General features: G+C 71.5%; 13 protein-coding genes and 2 pseudogenes. 12 read left to right on the plus strand and 3 right to left on the minus strand.

What is annotated here, in order from left to right; translation table 11 throughout:
- The first annotated feature begins 125 nt into the window (after nucleotides 1-125).
- Entirely contained in the window at nucleotides 126-1,748 is a 1,623-nt protein-coding gene (locus tag AB0395_RS37140; protein ID WP_366289300.1) for a hypothetical protein, read from the plus strand.
- A 49-nt stretch (nucleotides 1,749-1,797) separates the two neighbouring features.
- On the opposite strand, the gene AB0395_RS37145 is transcribed toward AB0395_RS37140, so the two are convergent.
- From AB0395_RS37145 to AB0395_RS37155, 3 genes and pseudogenes are all read right to left on the minus strand, one after another.
- Nucleotides 1,798-2,457: a response regulator transcription factor gene (locus AB0395_RS37145; RefSeq protein WP_366289303.1), complete on the minus strand. Its 660-nt coding sequence runs from the start codon at nucleotides 2,455-2,457 to the stop codon at nucleotides 1,798-1,800.
- Nucleotides 2,445-3,698, minus strand: coding sequence for a sensor domain-containing protein (locus AB0395_RS37150; protein WP_366289306.1), 1,254 nt, complete (start codon nucleotides 3,696-3,698; stop codon nucleotides 2,445-2,447). The genes AB0395_RS37145 and AB0395_RS37150 overlap by 13 nt, the downstream gene beginning before the upstream one ends.
- A 224-nt stretch (nucleotides 3,699-3,922) precedes the next feature.
- Nucleotides 3,923-4,144 (minus strand): annotated as a pseudogene (locus AB0395_RS37155) (trehalase-like domain-containing protein); the annotation flags it as partial.
- Nucleotides 4,145-4,768: 624 nt separating this feature from the next.
- Here AB0395_RS37155 and AB0395_RS37160 point away from each other — a divergent pair.
- The 11 genes and pseudogenes from AB0395_RS37160 to rpe form a co-directional block, all read left to right on the plus strand.
- On the plus strand, nucleotides 4,769-5,353 hold the full coding sequence (locus AB0395_RS37160; protein ID WP_366289308.1) for a hypothetical protein: 585 nt from the start codon (nucleotides 4,769-4,771) through the stop codon (nucleotides 5,351-5,353).
- 106 nt (nucleotides 5,354-5,459) lie between these two features.
- Nucleotides 5,460-7,784: a LuxR C-terminal-related transcriptional regulator gene (locus AB0395_RS37165; protein ID WP_366289311.1), complete on the plus strand. Its 2,325-nt coding sequence runs from the start codon at nucleotides 5,460-5,462 to the stop codon at nucleotides 7,782-7,784.
- Nucleotides 7,785-8,043: 259 nt separating this feature from the next.
- Entirely contained in the window at nucleotides 8,044-9,300 is a 1,257-nt protein-coding gene (locus AB0395_RS37170; RefSeq protein WP_366289314.1) for a LuxR C-terminal-related transcriptional regulator, read from the plus strand.
- Between the two features lie 271 nt (nucleotides 9,301-9,571).
- Entirely contained in the window at nucleotides 9,572-11,689 is a 2,118-nt protein-coding gene (locus AB0395_RS37175; protein WP_366289317.1) for a primosomal protein N', read from the plus strand.
- 49 nt (nucleotides 11,690-11,738) lie between these two features.
- Nucleotides 11,739-13,391, plus strand: coding sequence for a hypothetical protein (locus AB0395_RS37180; protein WP_366289319.1), 1,653 nt, complete (start codon nucleotides 11,739-11,741; stop codon nucleotides 13,389-13,391).
- 41 nt (nucleotides 13,392-13,432) lie between these two features.
- Nucleotides 13,433-14,821, plus strand: a complete 1,389-nt coding sequence (locus AB0395_RS37185) for a hypothetical protein (RefSeq protein WP_366289322.1) — start codon at nucleotides 13,433-13,435, stop codon at nucleotides 14,819-14,821.
- A gap of 215 nt (nucleotides 14,822-15,036) precedes the next feature.
- A complete protein-coding gene (gene def / locus AB0395_RS37190) occupies nucleotides 15,037-15,585 on the plus strand; it encodes a peptide deformylase (protein WP_366289325.1) in 549 nt (182 codons plus the stop codon).
- A gap of 5 nt (nucleotides 15,586-15,590) precedes the next feature.
- Nucleotides 15,591-16,520 (plus strand): methionyl-tRNA formyltransferase, encoded by a 930-nt coding sequence (fmt, locus tag AB0395_RS37195; protein ID WP_366289328.1) that lies wholly within the window; start codon nucleotides 15,591-15,593, stop codon nucleotides 16,518-16,520.
- 3 nt (nucleotides 16,521-16,523) lie between these two features.
- Nucleotides 16,524-18,059 carry a transcription antitermination factor NusB gene (locus AB0395_RS37200; RefSeq protein ID WP_366289330.1) on the plus strand — a complete coding sequence of 512 codons (1,536 nt, stop codon included), beginning with the start codon at nucleotides 16,524-16,526 and terminating at the stop codon, nucleotides 18,057-18,059.
- A 253-nt stretch (nucleotides 18,060-18,312) separates the two neighbouring features.
- A complete protein-coding gene (asnB, locus tag AB0395_RS37205; RefSeq protein ID WP_366289332.1) occupies nucleotides 18,313-20,163 on the plus strand; it encodes an asparagine synthase (glutamine-hydrolyzing) in 1,851 nt (616 codons plus the stop codon).
- 87 nt (nucleotides 20,164-20,250) lie between these two features.
- Nucleotides 20,251-20,904, plus strand: a pseudogene (rpe, locus tag AB0395_RS37210) (ribulose-phosphate 3-epimerase); the annotation flags it as partial.
- Nucleotides 20,905-20,975: the final 71 nt, after the last annotated feature.

The raw sequence follows: 20,975 nt of genomic DNA on the forward strand, positions 1-20,975 counted from the left end.
CTCTGACCTGCATCGACGTCCCGCTGAATGGACCAGGCATCCCCGTTTTTACCATCGGCCGTCATTGTGGGTAATCGCATGCATACGATCTGTGTGCATTGATGGAACCCCGGGAGGGAGTGACGATGTCAGGCGAGGGCTACCGGATCCTGCTCGACTGCAGACGCCGCGCCACGGCGCTGCGCGCCCGTTCCTTCACCTTCGACCAGATCGCCGACGTGCTGGCACTGGACCACGCGGTCAGCCCGCTGCGCCTGTACCGCTACGCGCACGGCCGGACCGCCTCCGACGTGGTGACCGCCTACAACGACCTCGACCCGGCGGGGACGGCGTCGTTGCGCGAGGCGCGGCTGTACGACTACGAGGTCTGGCCGAACGGCGGCCGCAGACCCTCCGTCAGAGTGCTCACGATCTTCGCCCGGATCTACCAGACCGCGGCGAGGCGCCTGCTGCCGGAGGGGGTGCACGCCTCGTACGGCGTGCGCGACCGCGACCTGCTCGACCAGGCCGACCATCGCCACCTCGACCCCTGTCAGTGTGTTCCGGCACCCGCGCCGCCCGCCGCACGTGACGTGGTCCTTCCCGTGGGGAGTCTGGCGCCCATCCCCGGTGCCCATGACAGCATGGGGCCACAGCCGGTCGCCGCACGCGTTTCGCCCCCGGACCCCGCGCGCTGCGCCGAGCTGCTGCGTGCGCTGAGCGCCGAGGAGGCCGACGTGAGACGACGCGAGCTGCTCTTCGAACTGGCCCTGGTCCTCGGCGGCACCCCCGCCCTCGGCCTGCTGCGCCACCTCACCCCGTCCGAGCGGGAACGGCTCGCCGCAACGGCCGCGCAGCGGGCCCCGGTCGACGGCGGCACGATCGGCCTGCTGGAGAAGCTCATGAACCGGCTGTGGGCCATGGACGAGAGCCTCGGCCCCGCGCAGGTCCTCCCGGTGGCGGAGGCGAAACGAACGCTGGTCGGCGACCTGCTCGGCCAGGCCTCCCTCACCCCGGCTCTTCGTGACCGCCTGCTGCGTCTCTACTGGAACCTGTCGCTCATGACCGGCTGGAGCCACTTCGACCTCACGGACTACGCGGGCGCCTCCCGCCGATACAACGAGGGCCTGGCGGCGGCCCACGAGCTGGGCTCTCCCGCCCTCATCGCCCACCTGCACGGCCTGCTGGCCTACATGGCGCTGTACCAGAAGCGGCCCAGCGTGGCGCTGGACCACGCCTTCGCCGCCGAGGGATGGGCCAAGGAGAGCGGCCACCGCCTGCAGCAGGCGGCGGCCTCCATCCAGCTCGCCAGAGCGGTCTCCAGGGTCAAGCACGACGAGGGCGCCCTGCGTCTCATCGACCGCGCCACCGACCTGGCGGGCAGGGGACGGGGCGGCCCCGACTTCCAGCATCTCGGCTGGCTGACCCCGGCCTCCGCTTCCTCCTACGGTGTGTTCTGCCTCCTCGAACTCAACCGGCCCGACCAGGTGATGACCGAGGTGGGACGGCGCCTGGCGACCATGACTCCCGACCTCGTCCGGGAACGAGGTTTCCTTCATGCCGAATACGCCACCGCGCTCGTCCAGAAGCGAGAGATCGTCGCGGCCGCCGAGATGATCGGCGAGGCCGCGCAGGTCACCAGGACGCACAGCTCCGCCCGTCTCGTCCAGTCCGTACGGCAGGCCCGCGCCCGCCTCCAGCCGTGGGAGGACAACCGTCACGTCCGCGACCTGGACGAACGCCTCCGCGTCCTCTCCATCACGGACTGAGCCCCCCTGGGACCCCGGCGAGGTCCCAGGCCTGTCGGCGGTCGCGGGGTCACGCGCGGGGGGTGCCGTTTTCCAGGTAGTGCAGCACGGCGGTCACCCGCCGGTCGGTCCGGTCGGTGGGCGGCAGGTCCAGCTTGGCGAAGATGTTGCGGATGTGCTTGTGCACCGCGCCGTCGCTGATGAACAGTTTCTCGGCGATGGCGGCGTTGCCCAGCCCCTCGGCCATCAGCGCCAGCACCTCAAGCTCGCGCGGGCTGAGCCGTTCCAGCCGCCGGTCGGGCCGGTTGCGTGACATCAGCTGCGCCACCACCTCCGGGTCGATGGCGGTGCCGCCTGCGGCGACCCGGTGCAGCGCGGTCATGAACTCCCCCACCCGGCCCACCCGTTCCTTGAGCAGGTAGCCCAGCCGGGCGCTGCCGCGGGCCAGCAGGTCGGTGGCGAAGGCCTGTTCCACGTAGGCCGACAGCACCAGCACGGCCAGGTCAGGGCGGCGGCGGCGAGCCTCAACCGCGGCGGTGATGCCCTCGTCGGTGTGGGTTGGCGGCATGCGTACGTCGACGATGGCCACCTGGGGGGCGTGGGCGTCCACCGCGGTCAGGAAGCCGTCGGGGTCGGCGGCGGTTGCGGCGACCTCCAGGCCTTCGGCGCGTAGCAGCAGGGCCAGGCCTTCGCGCAGCAGCGGGTCGTCCTCGGCGATCACGATCCGCATGGCAGGCTTACCTCCAGGGTGGTGGGCCCACCGGGTGGGCTGGTCAGGGTGAAGGTGCCGTCGTGGGCTTCGGTACGGCGGCGGATGCCGGCCAGGCCGGAACCGGTGTGGTCGTCGGCGCCGCCGCGGCCGTTGTCGGTGATGCGCAGGTCCAGCCGATCGGCGTGCCGGTGGAGAGTGATGGCGGCGTTGGCGGCGTGGCTGTGTTTGGCGATGTTGGTGAGGGCTTCGGCGGCGATGAAGTAGGCGGTGGCCTCGACCGAGGCGGCGCAGCGGCCGGGCAGGTCGGCGGTGACGGTGCAGGGCACGGGGCAGGCGGCGGCCAGCCCGGTGAGGGCGTCGGCCAGGGAGCGGTTCTCCAGAATGGGCGGCAGGATGGTGCGGACCACGGCGCGGAGTTCGGCCAGAGCCTGTTCGGCGGCGGTCTGGGCGCGTTCGAGGACCTCTTCGGCGGTGGCGGGGTCGCGGGCGACCGCGCGGCGAGCGGCCCCGAGCAGGACGGCGACGGTGACGAGGCGGTTCTGGGTGCCGTCGTGCAGGGAGCGTTCGATGCGGCGGAGTTCGGCGGCGTGGGCGTCGAGGGCGGCCGCGCGGGTGGCGGTGAGGTGGGCGATGCGCAGGGTGAGGTCGGTGCCGGGGGCGGCGGCCAGCAGGTGTCGTCCGGGCAGGGCCTGCAGCCAGGCCAGGGCGGGGGCGAGCAGGATGCAGACCGCGAGCCAGCCCAGGCCGGACAGGGAGACCAGCAACGCGTCCGGCAGGTCCTGCACCGTCCAGGACACGAACAGCACGCTGTAGTAATCCCTCTTGTCCGGCGGTATGTCAGCCGTCGGCTCGTGTGACGGTAGCAGCCACCACAGCAGCGGAAAGAGGAGGCTGGCCACCATGACCAACGACACCATCACGCAGATCAGGCCGACCGTCAGCCCGATGGTCGCGTGGCAGGTTGCCCAGAGCAGTTCCCGGCGTACGGCCGGCCCCGCCAGGGCGGCACGCAGCCCGGGAGGCGGTGGTTCGGGGCCGATGAGCTCCGGACCCCGGCGGGACAGCCGAGCCCGCTCCCGCTCGGCGACGGCGTGCAGCCCGCGCAGCGCGCCGGGCACCAGGAACAACCCCACCCCGGCCAGGCACAGCAGCCCGGTCACCGCCAGCCAGAGCAGCGCGAACAACGCCAGGAGCGCGGTGCCCGTTCCTCCGGTGAGACGTTCGAGCGCGTCAAGAGCGGCGCGGGACCGTGCTGACACGCTCCATCGGCGAAACCGGCCGGCCGTGGGGAGGGGCGGCATCCTCGGCTCCTGATTTACCCGAAAAGGCCCCCTGGGGGTCACTGTCGGATCACTGGTCAAGAGTACGGCCTGCCGTACACCCATATGCCTGGTTGGTGGGATCTTCGGTCCCGAAGGTGCTCCATAGCTTTTGTGTATCAAGAACACGCACCATGAACGGCATATCGGACAAGAAAGCATTATTAGCCGGTCCCTGTGCGTTTTCCGGCCCTTTCGGCGCGTTCCCTGGCCGTCCCCGCGCGGCGCGGGGCGAGCCGGCAGTGGCCGCCGCGCTCGCTGTCGAGGATGGAGGCGAAGACGCCCGGAGAGTCGGACCGGGGGGTGCACCACCAGTCGACGGTGCCCGTACCGGAGCCGAGCGCGGCGGTCTGCAGATCCCCGATCAGGCCGTGGTCCGCGATCCGCGGATAGTCGTCCTTGAGTCCCTCCCGTCGTTTGCCGAGCGCACCGAGCGACTGTCGCGGGGGACGGAGCGGTTATTACACAGCTAACTCGGGAAATACTCGCGAATCACCCCACTCCACCCCTCAGGCGAAGTCGCTCCGGCTCTCAGTGGAAGCCGCTCCTGGGCCCTCAGATGAGCCTCGCTGAGTAGGTCGTGAGCCCTCGAAGGAAGAGGCAGGCTCGCTGAGGAGGCCGCTTCAGGCAGGGCCCTCCGAGCAAGGCGCTTCGGCTCTCCCGGGAAGGGCCGGGGAGAGCCGGGAAGAGGGGTGCTGACTGGGGCGGTGATTGTCCGGCTCGGCACGCTTCGGCATCTTGGTAGTGATTTGGGGGAATCAATGTGTTTTCATAACAAAACCCTGTCCAATTTATGTATTTTATTTAGATATATGGAGAGTGTGGGGCGTCCCGAATAGGCAGGGGAAGAGGGTGGGCACGACCGTGTGCCCGATTCGCTCGAACGCCGGGCCTGCCGGACGAACGCCGGGCTTGCCGTACGGGGTCGTGGCCCAGGGGGCGCGTCCACGGACGTGACCGGCCCAGGTTCCTCGAAGGGACTACGGGCCCGGGGACGAAAGGAGCCGAACATGGCAGACCCACGCCACGCGCCGTCGCCGCAGGCTTCCGGGGACCAGCCCCTGCAGGCCCCACCCCAGCCGCGTCAAGGGTCGCAACGGACACAGACAACACCGGGGCCGACGGCACAGGCGACACCGGCACCGGGGCTGACGACGCAGGCGGCACCGGCGACGCGGCCGATGGAGCCCGAGCCCACCGCCTGGGTCGGCTGGGTGATGTTCGCCGGCCTCACGATGGTAATCGTGGGATGCTTCCAGGCCATGATGGGCCTGGTGGGCATCTTCAACACCGACTTCTACGTCGTCACCGCCAACCGCCTGGCGGTTCCCGTCAACTACACGGCCTGGGGATGGTTCCACCTGTGCATGGGCGTGATCGTCGCCATCGTCGGCGCCGCCATCATCGCGGGCCAGACCTGGGGGCGTGTGGCCGGAATCGTCATCACGGCCCTCCAGGCGATCGCCACCTTCGCCTGGTTCCCCGCCTACCCGTTCTGGTCGATGATCGTCATAGCCGTCGACGTCCTGGTGATCTACGCGCTGGCCGTCCACGGCAGGGAGATGAAGACGTTCACCGCGAGAGGCGGCAGATAGACGTTCACAGGTTATGAGCATGCATCTGGAGCCCCGACCGCCATCTGTGGCCCCTGAACCGCCGAATTCTGTGTAACTTCTCTTTTAGAGATCTTGGAGGGGAGACGTGATCAGGCGGTTTGGGGCGGGCGAACTGCCCATGGAGACCACCAGCTTCGTGGGACGAAAGGAGGAGGTTCGCCAGGTCAGGCGCCTGCTTCAGGTCTCCAGGCTGGTCACCGTCACAGGCGTCGCGGGCATCGGCAAGACCCGGGTCGCGGTCAGGGCCGCGTATGGCGTGCTCGGAACCTTCGCCGACGGTGTCAAGTTCGTCGAGCTGGCCGGGGTGAGCGATCCAGGCCGCCTGGAGCAGGCCGTGGCGCATGCGCTCGAGCTCGTCGACATGTCCGTCAGGCCGGACACCGAGGTTTTGGTCGAGCATCTCCGCGACCGGCAGGTCCTGCTGGTCCTGGACACCTGCGAGCATCTCGTGGACGCCTGCGCCAAGCTGGCGCAGACCCTGCTGGAGAGCAGCCCGCGCCTGCGGATCCTCGCCACCAGCAGGCAGTCGCTCGGCGTGCCGGGCGAGCACATCGTGGCCCTCCCGCCGATGACCCTGCCGGGGCCGCGCGCCGTGAAGTCCGTCGGCGCGCTCTCCCGGTGTGACTCGGTCGCGTTGTTCCTCGAACGGGTCGCGGCCGTCAACCCGGACTACGCGCTCACCCGCGAGAACGCCGAGGAGATCGCCGAGATCTGCACCAGGCTCGACGGCATACCGCTGGCCATCGAGCTGGTGGCGGTCCGGATGCGGGCGTTCACGCTCGGCCGGGTCCGCGACCTCCTGGATGACCGCCTCTGGCTGCTGTCCGGCCGTATGACGGCCAGCAGGCACCCGACGGTCGGCGCGACCGTCGACTGGAGCCACGATCTGTGCACGCCCGACGAACGGCTCCTCTGGTCACGGCTGCCGGTCTTCGTCTCCGAGTTCGACGCCGCGGCGGCCGAGGGGGTCTGCGCCGACGAGGTGCTGCCCGCCGACCGGATCCTCCCCACCCTGCTCGGCCTGGTGGACAAGTCGATCGTGATCCCGGTCAAGCGCGATGCGGGAACGGTCTATCGGCTGCTGGACATCATCCGGGAGTACGGCGCGGCCAAGCTGGCCGAGACCGGCGACGAGGAGTGGCTGCGCCGCCGTCACCTGCGCTACCACTTCGAGTTCGCGCTCAGGGGCAAGGAGTCGGGCCGCCACGGCGACCAGGTGGAGATGTGGAGCCGCGTCCGCAGGCAGTGGCCCAACATCCGTGCCGCTCTCGACCTGTGTGTCGAGGATCCGGACCTCCGGGAGACAGGCCTGATGATGGCCGCGGGCCTGTGGTACCTCTGGGTGGCCTGCGGGATGCTCAGGGAGGGCCGCGACCAGCTCGAGCGACTGCTCGCGCGCCCCATGCCGGGAAGCCAGGCATGGTCCTGGGGGTTGCTCACGCTCGTCTACATCGCCAACGCCAGGGGTGACCTGGAACAGGCACGGCTGCTGCTGGAACGGTGCAGGTCGCACAGCCCGCCCGGCACTCCGGGCACGGAGCTGGTCGAGCTGGTTCAGCTCAAGATGAGCGGCACGCTGGCCTCCGTCGAGGGGGACCCCCGGGGCGCGGAACGCATGCTCGGCGCGGTGATCGATCGGCTGCGTCCGAACCGCGAACTGCCCGAGGTGCTCCTGCCCGCGATGGTCGAGCTGGGCACGGGACTGGTCCTGGCGGGCGAGTCCGAGGCCGCGGGAAAGATCTTCCTGGAGTGCAGGCTGCTCTGCGACGCGCTGGGCGAGGCCTGGGTGAACGCGCACGCCGACTACGGTCTCGGCCTGGTCGCACGGGCCGAGGGCGACGCCGCCCGCGTGGTTCTGCACACGCGTGACTCACTCCAGGTCAAAAGGCACTTCTCCGACACCATGGGCGTCGTCTCCTGTCTGGAGCTGCTGGCCTGCGCGGCGGCGGATGAGGGTGATCTGGCCAGAGCGGGGCGGCTGTTCGCCGCGGCACGCGCCGAACGGCTCGACAAGGGCCTGCTCGAACAGGGCTACCCGGTGATGATCGAGGAGAGCGCCCGCTGCGCCGAGCTTGTCACGCACGGACTGCCTGCCAAGGAGGCCGAGCAGGTGGCCAGAGAGGGAGCCGCGCTCGGCCTGGAGAGGGCGATCGGCTACGCGCTGGGCGAGGAGGCGGTCGAGGGCTTCGCCGTACGGCGCGACTCTCGCTGGGCGCCGCTCACCCGCAGGGAGCGCGAGGTCGCGGAGTTGGTCGCGGAGGGGCTGACCAACCGGCAGATCGCCCACCGCCTCGTGGTCGTCCAGCGTACGGTCGACTCCCATGTCGAGCACATTCTCGCCAAGCTCGGTTTCTCCGCGCGTACCCAGATCGCGGCCTGGGTGACCAGACGGCGGCGAGGGCACGGGTGACGCGTCTCTCCGGACACGAGCGGTTCCCCAGGCACGAGCGCGTGCGCGGTTCCCTGAACACGAACGCTTGTCCGGACACGAGCGGTTCTCCAAGCACGAGCGTTTGCGCGGTTCCCTGAGCACCAGCGCTTGTCCGGACACGAGTGATTCCCCAAGCACGAGCGGTTTCCCAGCGCAAGCGGTTCCCCGGACATGAATCTTTCCCCGGTCGCGGGCGTTCCACCGAGGACGGACGTTTCATAGGACACGGAGGATGAACATGGCGCAGCGGCCGGGAAACCTGCCGGTTGACCTGTCCAGCTTCGTGGGACGGGCGGAGGAACTGGCCGAGGGGCTGCGCCACCTCACCGAGGCCAGGCTCATGACCGTAACCGGGCCCGCGGGCGTCGGCAAGACCCGTACGGCGCTGCGCCTGGCGGCCAGGCTGCGCCGCCGCTTCGCGGGCGGGACCTGGCGGGCGGAGCTGTCCGGCACCGGCGATCCGGCGGCCACGCTGGCCGAGGCGCTCGAACTGCCCGGGGTTTCCTCGGGGCGGGAGATCGCCTCGGCCCTGCGCGAAAGGCGGCCGCTCGTGGTCCTCGACACCTGCGAGCACCTGCCAGGTGAGGTCGCCGAGCTGGTCGAGGCGCTGCTCTCCGGAGCGCCCAGGATCGCGGTCGTCGTCACGGGGCGCAGGTCGCTCGGCCTGCCGGGGGAGCGGGTGCTCCAGCTCGCGCCGCTGCCGCTCACGTCGGCCGTGCGGCTGTTCGAGGACCGGGCCATGGCGGTCGACCCGGGTTTCGCGCTGACCCCCGCCGTCGCGCCGGTGGTCGCGGAGATCTGCGGCAGGCTGGACGGGCTCCCGCTGGCGATCGAGCTCGCCGCGACCCTGGTGCGATCCATGTCGGCCAGGGACCTGCTCGAGGAACTGCGGCACCGGTTCACGCTGCTGACCGGGGTCAGCAGGACGGCGCTGCCGCGCCACCGCGACCTGCGGGCGGCCGTCCAGTGGAGTCACGACCTCTGCGACGAGGAACAGCGCAGGCTGTGGGCACTGCTGTCGGTGTTGCCCGGCTCCTTCGACCTGGAGGGCGCGGTGGCCGCCTGCGGTCCCGAGCTCTCCGCCGAGCGGGTCGCGCGTGTCCTGGCGGAGCTGGTCGAGGGGTCCATCGTGCTCCGCGAGCCCGGCGACGGGTACCGGATGCTTGAGGCGTACCGGCAGCTCGGCCTCGAACCGTCGGGCGGCCCCTGGCGCCCCGCCGCCGTGCAGCGACCGCTGCGGGGTGGGGGACGGCTGCCGTCCTCCCGGGCGGGCAAGGCGGCGCGGCCCGTCGGCGGCACCCTGAGCGCCAGGGAGCTCCAGGTCGCCGAGCTGATCACCGAGGGGTTGTCGAACCCGGAGATCGCCGCGAGGCTGGACATCGCCAAACGCACCGTGGACGCGCACGTCCGCAACATCCTCGCCAAGGGCGGTCTCGCCTCCCGCACGCAGGTCGCCGCCTGGGTGGCGGAAAGCGATTATCAGTCGTCCAAATAGGCACATCGCCCGATGCGGGAGCGGGCCGGCTGCGGTCATCATTGAGGCGGCCAGTGGGACACCGTGTGCTCCAGCGTTCCGCAGCGTCGGGTGGTCTTGAGGGAGGGGTCCCCTTCCACCCGGAGTCAGTTGGGGTTTTCCCTGTGTCGGGCGTGACCCACTGGCCGAACCCCTCCTTCCGGCATCGGACCGGGGCGTTCCCGCCTGGGGCGCCCACCGGCGGCTTCCGTGTCTGGCGGGACAGCCCTTTCGCATCTGGTAGGACAAGTGGGTGACCCACACCAGCCTCCCAGCGGACGACGACGCCCTGCTGCCGCTCCACGCCGTGCGTGAGAGGCTCGCGCCCGCCGCCCAGCCCGCCAGGGGAGTGCCGGAGCCGGCCGCGACGCTGCCGGTCGCACGGGTCGCCGTGGACACGCCGCTGCCACACCTGGACCGGTCTTTCGACTACCTCGTCCCCGCACCCCTGGACGAGGACGCGGTTGCGGGCGCGCGGGTCAGGGTCAGGTTCGCGGGAAAGCTCGTCGATGGCTTCCTGCTCGAGCGGGCCGAGGCCAGCGAGCACGAGGGCAAGCTGGCCAGGCTCGAACGGGTCATCTCGCCCGAGCCGGTGCTCACCCCCGAGATCGCTCTGCTGGCCCGCGCCGTGGCCGACCGCTACGCGGGAACCCTGGCCGACGTGCTCAGGCTGGCCGTCCCCCCGCGCCACGCAAGGGTCGAGGCCGAAGCCCAGGACGAGACCCAGGACGGGACCGGCGCCCCCCGGGAGGGCGGGAGCCCGGCCGGAACCGTGTCCGAAACCCTGTCCGGAGCCCGGGGCGGCCCCGGGCCATGGGCGGACTATCCGGACGGGGAGTCGTTCCTGGCGGCCCTCGCCGAGGGCCGCTCGCCCCGCGCGGTGTGGACCGCGTTGCCCGGCACGGGACAGCAGGGCCCCGGATGGCCGGAGGCGATCGCGGTGGCCGTGCGGGAGACGCTCAGCGGGGGCAGGGGCGCCCTCGTCGTCCTTCCCGACGGCAAGGACGTGGCACTGGCCGACGAGGCGCTGGGCGCCGTCCTGGGGCCGGGGACGCACGTCGCGCTCACCTCCGACCTGGGACCCGCCGAGCGCTACCGGCGCTGGCTGCGGGTCTCCAGAGGGCACGTGCGCGCCGTCGTGGGCACCAGGGCGGCGGCGTTCGCCCCGGTCAGGGATCTCGGCCTCGCGGCGATCTGGGACGACGGCGACGACCTGCACGCCGAGCGGCTCGCGCCGTACCCGCACGCCAGGGAGATCCTCGCGCTGCGCGCCCACCACGGCCGCGCGGGCCTGCTCATCGGTGGATACGCCCGTACGGCCGAGGCCACCCGGCTCGTCGCCACCGGCTGGGCCGGTCCCATCGTCGCGGCCCGCGAGACGATCAGGGCCAGGGCGCCCAGGGTCCGCCCAGCGGGCGACGACTCCGAGCTGGCCAGGGACGAGGCGGCGCGGGCGGCCAGGCTGCCCAGCCTCGCCTGGCGGGCGCTGCGGACCGGCCTCGAGACGGGCCCGGTGCTGGTGCAGGTTCCCCGGCGGGGCTACCTGCCTGCGCTGGCCTGCCAGAGCTGCCGGGCCACCGCGCGGTGCGGGCACTGCCGGGGGCCGCTCGCCCTCCGCGGCGGCCACGCCGTGCCGTACTGCCGTTGGTGCGGCCGGATCGCGGGGGACTGGCGCTGCTCTGCCTGCGGTGCGGCGCGGATGCGGGCACAGGTGATCGGCGCCCGCCGTACGGCGGAGGAACTCGGCAGGGCCTTCCCCTCGGTGCAGGTCAGGACCTCGGGGAAGGATGGGGTGCTCGCCGCGGTCGGGGCCACGCGCGCCTTGGTCGTGGCGACCCCGGGGGCGGAGCCCGTGGCGGAGGGCGGTTACGCCGCGGCGGTGCTGCTGGACGGCTGGGCCCTGCTGAGCAGGCCGGATCTGCGGGTCGCAGAGGAGACGCTGCGCCGCTGGATGAACGCGGCGGCGCTGCTGCGGCCGAGGGCCGAGTTGGTCGTGCTCGCCGACTCCTCCGTGCTCGCCGTGCAGGCGCTGCTGCGCTGGGACCCCGTCACCCACGCCGAGCGTGAACTGGCCGAGAGGACAGAACTACGTTTTCCCCCGGCGGTAAGAATCGCCACCCTGACCGGCTCCCCCGCGGCGGTGCGGGAGATGCTCGGCGAGGTCGCCCTGCCCGAGGGGACACAGGTGCTCGGTCCCGTCCCCCTCGACGCGCCAAGGGGCGATCAGGTGCGGGAACGTGCCATGGTACGGGTTCCGCAGGCGGCGGGGGCGGCGCTCTCCGCCGCGCTGAAGGGGGCGGCGGGTGTGCGCTCCGCCCGTAAGACTCCGGAGGTGGTCAGGGTGTGCATTGACCCCCTGGACGTCATTTGAGTTGTTTCCCCGATTCGCGGTGCTGACAGTAAGCCGTTAATTTTCCTCTGTGTCGATCGAATGGGTGAATCGGGCCGTAGACGATCTGCGCGCGTGGGGGCGTGCGCACAGCCTGGACGTTGACGTGGACGAGGTGCGACTGCTCTGCGACTACGCGAGCGACTATCTGGACGTGAACGAGCTGGGTGACTTCACCCCGGTCACCTTCGAGGAACTGCTGCTCAACATCTATCCGCGCAAGGTCATCGCCCCGCCGGAGAGCGCCCCCCAGACCGTCGCCGCCGCCCGCACCCTGGTCGACTTCCTCCTCGCGACCGAGGAGATCGGAGGAAAGATGGCGGTCCGCATGCGGACCGTCCTGGACCGGATCGAACCCGAGATGCCGATCGCCCTCGCCGACACCTCCCGGTTCGGCATGGCCAAGAGCCTGTTCAGCGCGATGGGGGCCGACTCCCTCGAACAGAGCGTCTCCGTCCCCGCCGCGGAGCTCCCCGCGGAGGAGCCCGTCTCCGAGGTCTGCGACTGCCCCGGCTGCTCGCCCCTTCCCCCCGTACGGCTCGCCTCCCGCGAGGCCCTCGCCGAAGGGGCCATGCGGGTGCCGCTGGTGACCGATGTGCGGCGGCTGGTGCAGTGGATGCTCGCCGGAGGTCGCACCCCGACCGTCAAGGGGCGGCTCAGGGTCCGTGACGCCGCGGAGGCGACCGCCCAGCTCGCGGTCGCCGACCCGGCCCTGCTGTGGGAGCTGGCGGTCTACAGCGGCTTGGTCGAGGTCGAGGGAACCGCCATCTTCGACGCGGACGCCCCCGACCCGCTCGACACCTGGGCGGCCGTGGTCGAGTTCGTCGTGGAGAAGGAGACTCGGGGCGCCGTCACCGGGAACTCGACCCTCGACGAGGAGCTCTACGGCCTGTGCGACATGCTCTACCGGCTGCAGGCACCGGTGCCCATCCCCCTCCTCATGGAGTACATCGAGGAGATCGGGCTCACCGACGAGGGCGAGGCCGACATCGTCGAGGTCGTGCGGAGCCTCGCCTACTGCGGCATCGCCGAGCCGGGGGAGGAGAGCCTGACGCTCACCCCGCTGGCCGTGTGGGCCCTGCGGGAGCTCTACACGGGGCTGGGCATCGAGGCGCCGGAGGCGGCCGACCTCACGGCCGCCGACGCCTCGGAGCTGATCGAGGGGTTGCTGTCGGGCATCCCCACCGAGATGGCCGAGGCGGACATCGAGGGATGGCTGCGGGGCAGGAGCGCGGAGGAGGCCGCCGCCGACCTGCTCGGCGCCGTCTCCGGCGCCCCCTCCGTCGCCAGGGGCATCGCCGTGACGATCGTCGACAGGCTCGGTCCGGAGGCGGAGCCCGCGGTCAGGCGGCACCTGCAGGAGGCCGAGCTGCGCCCCCACGCCATCCACTGGCTCTCCGCGCGGGGTCTTGCCGCTCCCGCGCTCACCCAGGAGGAGGTCCTCTGGATGAGCGTGGACACCCTCGCCCTCGCGATCTCGGCCGCCGAGGACGACCCGGAGACGTTCGCGGAGAACATGGCGGCCTCCGGGCCTCCGGCGCACGTGATCGACGAGATGTGGCGGGTCGACCACCCGGACGTCGTCCAGGTGCTTGAGCTGCTCGGCCGCTCCCTGGACGACCCGAACGTCGCCAAGGCCGCACGCAAGGCCGCCTTCAAAGCAAGGTCCAGAGCCATCGGATAGAGCCGTACACCCGTGAGGCTCGAGTGCAGTAAGTTTCACGGGTGGCAAAGAGCGGGAACACCGGCAACGTCTTCGACCTCGGCGAGCTGCGCAGGCTGGTCGGCGAGTTGGGAGCGGCACCCGGAGAGCTGCGCACGGCCGTGCTCGACACGGTCGGCGCCACCGAGACGGGCGACGACTGCGACTGCCCTGGCTGTGGCACCGAGGTGCTGAGCTTCCCACCGGTCGAGCTGGCCGCCGACGGCGAGCTGGCCGCGGCCGTGCTGAGGGTCCCCCTGGTGCTGGACGCCCAGCGGCTGGCCGCCTGGACCGGGACCAGAGAGGTGACCCCCGAGGGGCTGCTGCCCGACCCCTTCCTGCCCTGCGCCGAGCTCGGGCTGGCCGGTCCCGCGCGGCTGCACCTGCTGTGGATCGTCGCGGTCAACACGGGCATGCTCCGCATCTCCCGGGGCGTGGCGACGACGGGCCCGCTGGCCCTGTCCGCCGAGCTGCCCCACAGGGCGACGCTGGAGTTCTGGGACGGCGTGGTCATGGACGTCCTGGATCGCGCCGACGAGGGCCTGACCGGCTCGGCGGTGGTCGACGACCATCTCGCGGAGATGCTCGCCACGATGTACGCCGTGAGTGACGGCCTGTCGGCCGCGACCCTGGTCAAGGGCATTCTCCAGTCGCATGAGGTGGCCTGCGAGGCCCGTCCCGCGGAGATGCGGGCACTGGCCGTCGCCCTCCCCGGCGAGCTGGAGGCCGCGCTCTCGCTCCTCGGCTACTGCGGGATCATCGAGTTCTCCGAGGCGGGCAGGCCGCGACTCACCCCGCTCGGTGTCTGGGCGGTCCGCCAGGACCTGATCCGCGAGGGCCACGACGCGCCTACGAGCGCGGAGGTCGCCGTCTTCGCCGACCTGGGCGCGACCGAGCTGGTCGACGCCATCATCAAGCGCTCCGCCGCGCCCAGCGCCGTCACCGTCTGGCTGGAGTCCCGTACGCCGGAGGCCGCCGCCCGCGAGCTGGTCGGGATCGCCACCACCGGTACGGCCGGGCAGCGCGGCACCGTCGGCACGATCCTGGAGGAGCTGGGCCCCGAGGCGGAGCCGCCTCTCAGGGAGGCGCTCGCCGATCCGGCCATGTGGCGCTACGCCGCCTCGTGGTTGCACATCCGCGACCTGCCCGCGCCCGCCCTCACCCAGGAGGATCGGACCTGGATCGCGGTCGACACGCTCGCCTCGCTGATCCAGCTCGGCAAGGCGGCCGAGGCGATGCGCGAGTTCGACGCGCTCGAACCCGGCGAGGACCTGGTCAGGGTGGTGGAGGAGATGGCCGTGGCCGACCACCCGGACACCGTTGCCGTGCTCGACCTGCTGGGCACGCACCACGGCGACGCCGCGGTGGCCAAGGCCGCCCGCAAGGCGGCGATGAAGACCCGCTCCCGCTAGTTTTCGCGCCCCCCGGCTTGACGAACCGGCCGACCGGGACTGGTTTTCGGCTTGGGCGCGTCGGTGTCTGGACTGAGGAGAGAGGGAGCGCAGCGACCGAACGACGAGGGAAGACACCGACTCCGGGGCGCCCAAGCCCGCGACGCCGTTAGGCGTCGCAATGAACACAGCCCTTTACACTGGGGAGATCCCCGAAAAGCGTGAGGAGATCCCTGTTGGCCATTCAGCCGATCCGCCTTTTCGGCGACCCGGTGCTGCGCACGCCGGCAGAGCCGGTGAAGGACTTCGACAAGGAGCTGCGCAAGCTCGTCAAGGACCTCACCGACACGATGATGGACGCGCCGGGGGCGGGTCTCGCGGCACCGCAGATCGGAGTCGGGCTGCGGGTCTTCACCTACTACGTCGACAAGCAGCTCGGGCACCTGATCAATCCCGACCTCGACCTGTCCGACGACAAGGACGAGGAGGGGGAGGAGGGCTGCCTGTCCTTCCCCGGTCTGTCGTTCCCCACCCCCAGGGCGATCCGGGCCGTGGCGACGGGCTTCAACATGCACGGTGACCCCGTCACTCTCGAGGGCACCGACCTCATGGCCCGCTGCTTCCAGCACGAGACCGACCACCTCGACGGGGTGCTGTTCATCGACCGGATGGACCTCAAGCAACGCAAGATCGCCATGAGGGAGATCCGCGCGGCCGAGTGGAGCGGTCTTTCCGCCCCCGCGTTCAAGTTCTCCCCGCACGCAACCCACGGGAAGGCTCTGTAGGAACCTTGCGCCTGGTCTTCGCCGGAACCCCGGAAACCGCCCTGCCCTCGCTGAGGGCCCTGCTCGACTCGCCGCGGCACGAGGTCGTCGCCGTCGTCACCCGCCCCGACGCCCAGTCGGGGCGGGGCCGTAAGGTCCACCCGAGCCCCGTCGCCGAGCTGGCGGAGGAGGCGGGCGTCGAGATCCTCAAACCCGCCAAGGCGGGGGACCCCGAGTTCCTCGAGCGGCTGCGGCTGATCGACCCCGACTGCTGCCCCGTGGTGGCCTACGGCGCGCTGCTGCCGCAGAGCGCCCTGGACATCCCGCGCAACGGCTGGGTCAACCTCCACTTCTCGCTGCTGCCCGCCTGGCGCGGCGCGGCTCCCGTGCAGCACGCCGTACTGCACGGTGACGAGATCACCGGCGCGGCCACCTTCCAGATCGTCAGGGAGCTGGACGCGGGCCCGGTCTATGGCGTGGTCACCGAGGAGGTCAGGCCCGCCGACACCAGCGGGCAGCTCCTGGCCAGGCTCGCCGAGTCCGGCGCTGGCCTGCTGGCGGCGACCCTCGACGGGATCGAGGACGGGAAGCTGGAGGCGGTTCCCCAGCCCGCGGAGGGGGTGAGCCTCGCCCCGAAGATCACTGTGGACGACGCCAGGGTCGACTGGTCCGCGCCCGCCATGCGGGTCGATCGCCTGGTTCGCGCCTGCACGCCCGCCCCCGGCGCGTGGACGGAGTTCCGCGGTCAGCGGGTCAAGCTCGGCCCCGTACGGCCCGTGCCTGGCGGATCCGCGCTCGCCCCGGGGCGGATCGCGGTCTCGAAGAACGCGGTGCTGGTCGGTACGGCCACGCACCCCGTGGAGCTGGGAGAGGTGCAGCCGCAGGGCAAGCGCCTGATGGGCGCGGGGGAGTGGGCCCGCGGCGTGCGGCCCACCGAAGACGATCGGCTGGGCTAGGACATGAGTGACCGGGGGAACGACACGGGTTCGGGTGCCGCGCGCGGCGGTGGCCGTCGCGGCTCGGCGAACCCATCGCGGAGCGGTCAGGCGGGCGCGTCCGGCGGCCGGGAGCGGGGCGGTCAGCCCGGTGCGCCCGGCGGGCGGGATCGGCGGGGATCCGGCGGGAGCCGCGGCGGGGGCAGAGGTCCCCGCCCGCCGAAGCCGGTCCGCGACGAGGCCAGGAACGTCGCCTACGACCTGCTGCGCGCCGTGGACGAACGAGACGCGTACGCCAACCTGCTGATGCCGGCGCTGCTGCGCGAGCGCCGCCTGACGGGGCGTGACGCGGGGCTGGCCACCGAGCTGGCCTACGGGACCCTGCGCGGCCTGGGCACCTACGACGAGGTCATTGCGGCCTGTAGCGACCGGGCTCCCGAGGACCTGGACCCGCCGCTGCTTGACGCCATCCGCCTCGGCGTGCACCAGCTCCTCAAGACGCGGGTCCCGCCGCACGCCGCCGTCGGCACGACCGTCGACCTGGTGCGGCTGCGGGTCGGGACCGGCGCGTCCAAGTACGCCAACGCGGTGCTCAGGAAGGTGGCGACCCGCTCGCTCGAGCAGTGGATCCCGATCGTGGCCCCCGACCCGCGGGAGGACCCGATCGGCCACCTCGCGGTGGCGCACAGCCACCCCCGGTGGATCGTCACCGCGCTGCGCGACGCCGTCGGCGGAGACTTCGACGAGACCGCCGCCCTGCTCGCCGCGGACAACGAGCGCCCCCGCGTCACCCTGGTCGCCCGCCCGGGGCGCGCGTCGGTCGACGAGCTCCTCGCCTCGGGCACCGAGCGGGGCGAGTACTCCCCCTACGCGGTCTACCTGAGGGAGGGCGATCCCGGCTCCATCCTGGCCGTGGCCGAGGCGCGCGCCGCCGTACAGGACGAGGCCAGCCAGCTCGTCGCCCTCGCCCTGACCCGCGTCCCCGTGGCGGGCGCGGACACCCGCTGGCTCGACCTGTGCGCGGGTCCCGGCGGGAAGGCGGGCCTGCTCGACGCCCTCGCCGCAGGAGGCGGGGCGAGGCTGCTCGCCGCCGAGCTCCAGTACCACCGCGCCCGCCTGGTCAGGCAGGCGACCCGGGAGGCCGCGGTGGTCACCGCGGACGGCACGGTGCCCGCCTGGCGGCCCGGAGTCTTCGACCGGGTCATGGTCGACGCCCCCTGCACCGGCCTCGGCGCCCTGCGCCGCAGACCGGAGGCCCGCTGGCGCCGCGACCCCCGGAGCATCCCCGAGCTGGGCAGGCTCCAGCGAGACCTGCTGTCCTCCGCCCTCGAGGCCGTTCGCCCCGGGGGAGTCGTCGCCTACGTGACCTGCTCGCCCCACCTGGCGGAGACGGTGGCGGTCGTCGATGACACGCTGCGCCGCCGCGACGACGTCGAGGCCCTCGACGCCCGCGCGCACCTCCCCGAGGTAAAGGACCTGGGGGCGGGACCGCATGTCCAGTTCTGGCCACATCGCCACGGCACGGATGCGATGTTCCTGGCCCTGTTGCGCCGTCGCTGATCCGGGGCGGCTCACCGTCCATTCTCCATCTTCGCTGGTCGGCCGCCCTTGCGTGTCCTTTTTGTGCCGTTTTTTGGGGTATGGCCATTGTGGTGCGGGTGGAAAGCGCGTTTCGTCGTGGGACGGATATGACTGATTTAAATGGTGTCCGAAAGGAGGTTACGGAAAGCCGGATATGGGCGCCACGTTGAGATGCATGACGGCTCTGCCGACAATGTGAGGCAATTGCCATGAGACGTGGGGGTTTATCGATATGTGTGGGATCTCCGGCTGGGTGGACTTCGAACGCGATCTCGGGCAGTTGCGGGACACCTCGCAGGCCATGACCGACACGATGGCCTGCCGCGGACCCGACGACGAGGGGCTGTGGACCGCCCCGCACGCCGCGCTCGGCCACCGCAGGCTCGCCGTCATCGACATCGAGGGCGGGCGCCAGCCGATGGTCGCGGACGAGGACGGCAGGCCGCTCGCCGTACTCGTCTACAGCGGGGAGCTCTACAACTTCCGCGAGCTGCGCGACGAACTGGCCGCGCGCGGCCACAGATTCCGCACCCGGAGCGACACCGAGGTCGTGTTACGCGCTTACCTGGAGTGGGGGGACGACCTCGCCACCCGGATGAACGGCATGTTCGCCTTCGCGATCTGGGACATCCGGCGCGAGGAACTGGTACTGGTGCGCGACCGGATGGGCGTCAAGCCGCTGTACTACCACCCGACCCCGTCGGGCGTGCTGTTCGGCTCGGAGCCCAAGGCGATCCTCGCCAACCCGCTCGCCCAGCCCGCCGTGGTCGACCTCGACGGGCTGCGCGAGATATACGCCCTCAGCAAGACGCCCGGGCACGGGATCTACCGGGGGATGTACGAGGTGCGCCCCGGCCAGATCGTCCGGGTGAGCCGCGCGGGCCTGAGCCGCCGCCTCTACTGGAAGCTCGAGGCCCGTGAGCACCCCGACGACATCGAGACCACGGTGCGGACCGTGCGCGAGCTGCTCGACGACATCGTCGAGCGCCAGCTCATCTCCGACGTGCCGCTGTGCAGCCTGCTGTCCGGCGGCCTCGACTCGAGCGCCATCACCGCGCTCGCCATGAAGAAGCTGCGGGAGCAGGGGGACGACAAGATCCGGTCCTTCTCCGTCGACTTCGTCGGCTACAACGAGAACTTCAAACCGGACCCGATGCGCGAGACCCCCGACACGCCGTTCGTCCTCGACGTCGTCCGGCACATCGAGGCCGCCCACACCGACATCCTCCTGGACTCCGCCGACCTCATGGACCCCGAGGCGCGCGCCGCGGTCCTGCGGGCGCGGGACGTGCCGCTCGGTCTCGGCGACATGGACACCTCGCTCTACCTGCTGTTCAAGGCGATCCGGCAGCACTCGACCGTCGCGTTGTCCGGAGAGTCGGCCGACGAGGTCTTCGGCGGCTACCGCTGGTTCCACGACCCGGTCGCGGTCAACGCCGACACCTTCCCCTGGCTGGCCCTGCCGGGAGTCGAGGAGTTCAGCGGCGCGTCCAGGATCCTCGGTGACGACCTGCTGCGGGAGCTCGACCTTCCGGCCTACCGGGCGGAGCGCTACCGGGAGGCCCTGGACGAGGTGCCCCGGCTGCCCGGGGAGAGCGGCCTGGAGAAGCGGATGCGGGAGATCGGCTATCTGAACCTCACCCGGTTCGTGCAGAACCTCCTCGACCGCAAGGACCGCATGAGCATGGCCGTCGGCCTGGAGGTCCGGGTGCCGTTCTGCGACCACCGGCTGGTCGAGTACGTCTTCAACATCCCCTGGTCGATCAAGACCTTCGACGGATACGAGAAGAGCGTGCTGCGCGCCGCGACGGCGGACCTCCTGCCGTCGTCGGTGGTCGAGCGCAGGAAGAGCCCCTATCCCTCGACCCAGGATCCCGCCTACGAGCGGGGCCTTCGCACCGAGGCCGCCGACCTGCTCGGCCGTGACGTGGTCGCCGCCGAGCAGGTGGCCGACCTCGGCAAGATCCGGGCCATCCTCGACAAGCCGGTGGGCGCCTCTGGCCCGGGGACCAGGGCGGCGCTGGACGGCTTCCTCGGCGTCAACACCTGGCTCGAGGACTACGCCGTACAGCTCAAGCTCTGAGGCCGCGGGCCGGCGAGGCCGCGCCTCGCCGGCCGCTCCCGAGCCGGTGGGCCGCGGCTCGCCGCCGCGCAATAGACTCGGCGCACTATGGCCGTACAGATCTCGCCCAGCATCCTGTCCGCCGACTTCGCCCGCCTCGCGGAGGCGGCAGCGGCGGTCCCCAACGCCGACTGGTTGCACGTGGACGTCATGGACAACCACTTCGTGCCCAACCTGACACTCGGTCTGCCGGTCGTCGAGTCGCTGCTCAAGGCGACCTCGACGCCGCTCGACTGCCACCTCATGATCGAGGACCCGGACCGCTGGGCCCCCGCCTACGCCGAGGCCGGAGCGGGGAGCGTGACGATCCACGCGGAGGCCGCCAAGGCACCGGTCCGCACGCTGCGGCAGATCCGCGCCGCGGGTGCCCGCGCCGGGCTCGCGCTGAACCCCGCGACGCCGGTCGAGCCCTACGAGGACCTGCTCGGCGAGATCGACATGCTGTTGCTGATGACCGTGGAGCCCGGCTTCGGCGGCCAGAAGTTCCTCGACGTGGTGCTGCCCAAGCTCCGCCGGGCCCGCGGGCTCATCGACAGGCACGGCGGCCAGGTCTGGCTGCAGGTGGACGGCGGAGTCTCCGCAGAGACGATCGAGCGCTGCGCGGAGGCGGGGGCCGACGTGTTCGTGGCGGGCAACGCCGTCTACGGCGCTGAGGACCCGGCCCTCGCGGTGGACGAGCTGCGAGCCCTGGCCGAGAAGAGCTGGGCACTCCGGCCGGGCAGCTGGCCGTCGGGGTCGCCTCGGTTCTCACCCTGGGCGGTGTTGGTCTGTAC

The sequence above is a fragment of the Streptosporangium sp. NPDC051023 genome (genome assembly GCF_040689595.1).
Classification (GTDB): Bacteria; Actinomycetota; Actinomycetes; order Streptosporangiales; family Streptosporangiaceae; genus Streptosporangium.

Bases quoted from the DNA above. Each gene is read 5' to 3' on its own strand.
- AB0395_RS37140 (WP_366289300.1), top strand. From the start codon at position 126: ATGTCAGGCGAGGGCTACCGGATCCTGCTCGACTGCAGACGCCGCGCC.
- AB0395_RS37145 (WP_366289303.1), bottom strand. From the start codon at position 2,457: ATGCGGATCGTGATCGCCGAGGACGACCCGCTGCTGCGCGAAGGCCTG.
- AB0395_RS37160 (WP_366289308.1), top strand. From the start codon at position 4,769: ATGGCAGACCCACGCCACGCGCCGTCGCCGCAGGCTTCCGGGGACCAG.
- AB0395_RS37170 (WP_366289314.1), top strand. From the start codon at position 8,044: ATGGCGCAGCGGCCGGGAAACCTGCCGGTTGACCTGTCCAGCTTCGTG.
- AB0395_RS37200 (WP_366289330.1), top strand. From the start codon at position 16,524: ATGAGTGACCGGGGGAACGACACGGGTTCGGGTGCCGCGCGCGGCGGT.
- asnB (WP_366289332.1), top strand. From the start codon at position 18,313: ATGTGTGGGATCTCCGGCTGGGTGGACTTCGAACGCGATCTCGGGCAG.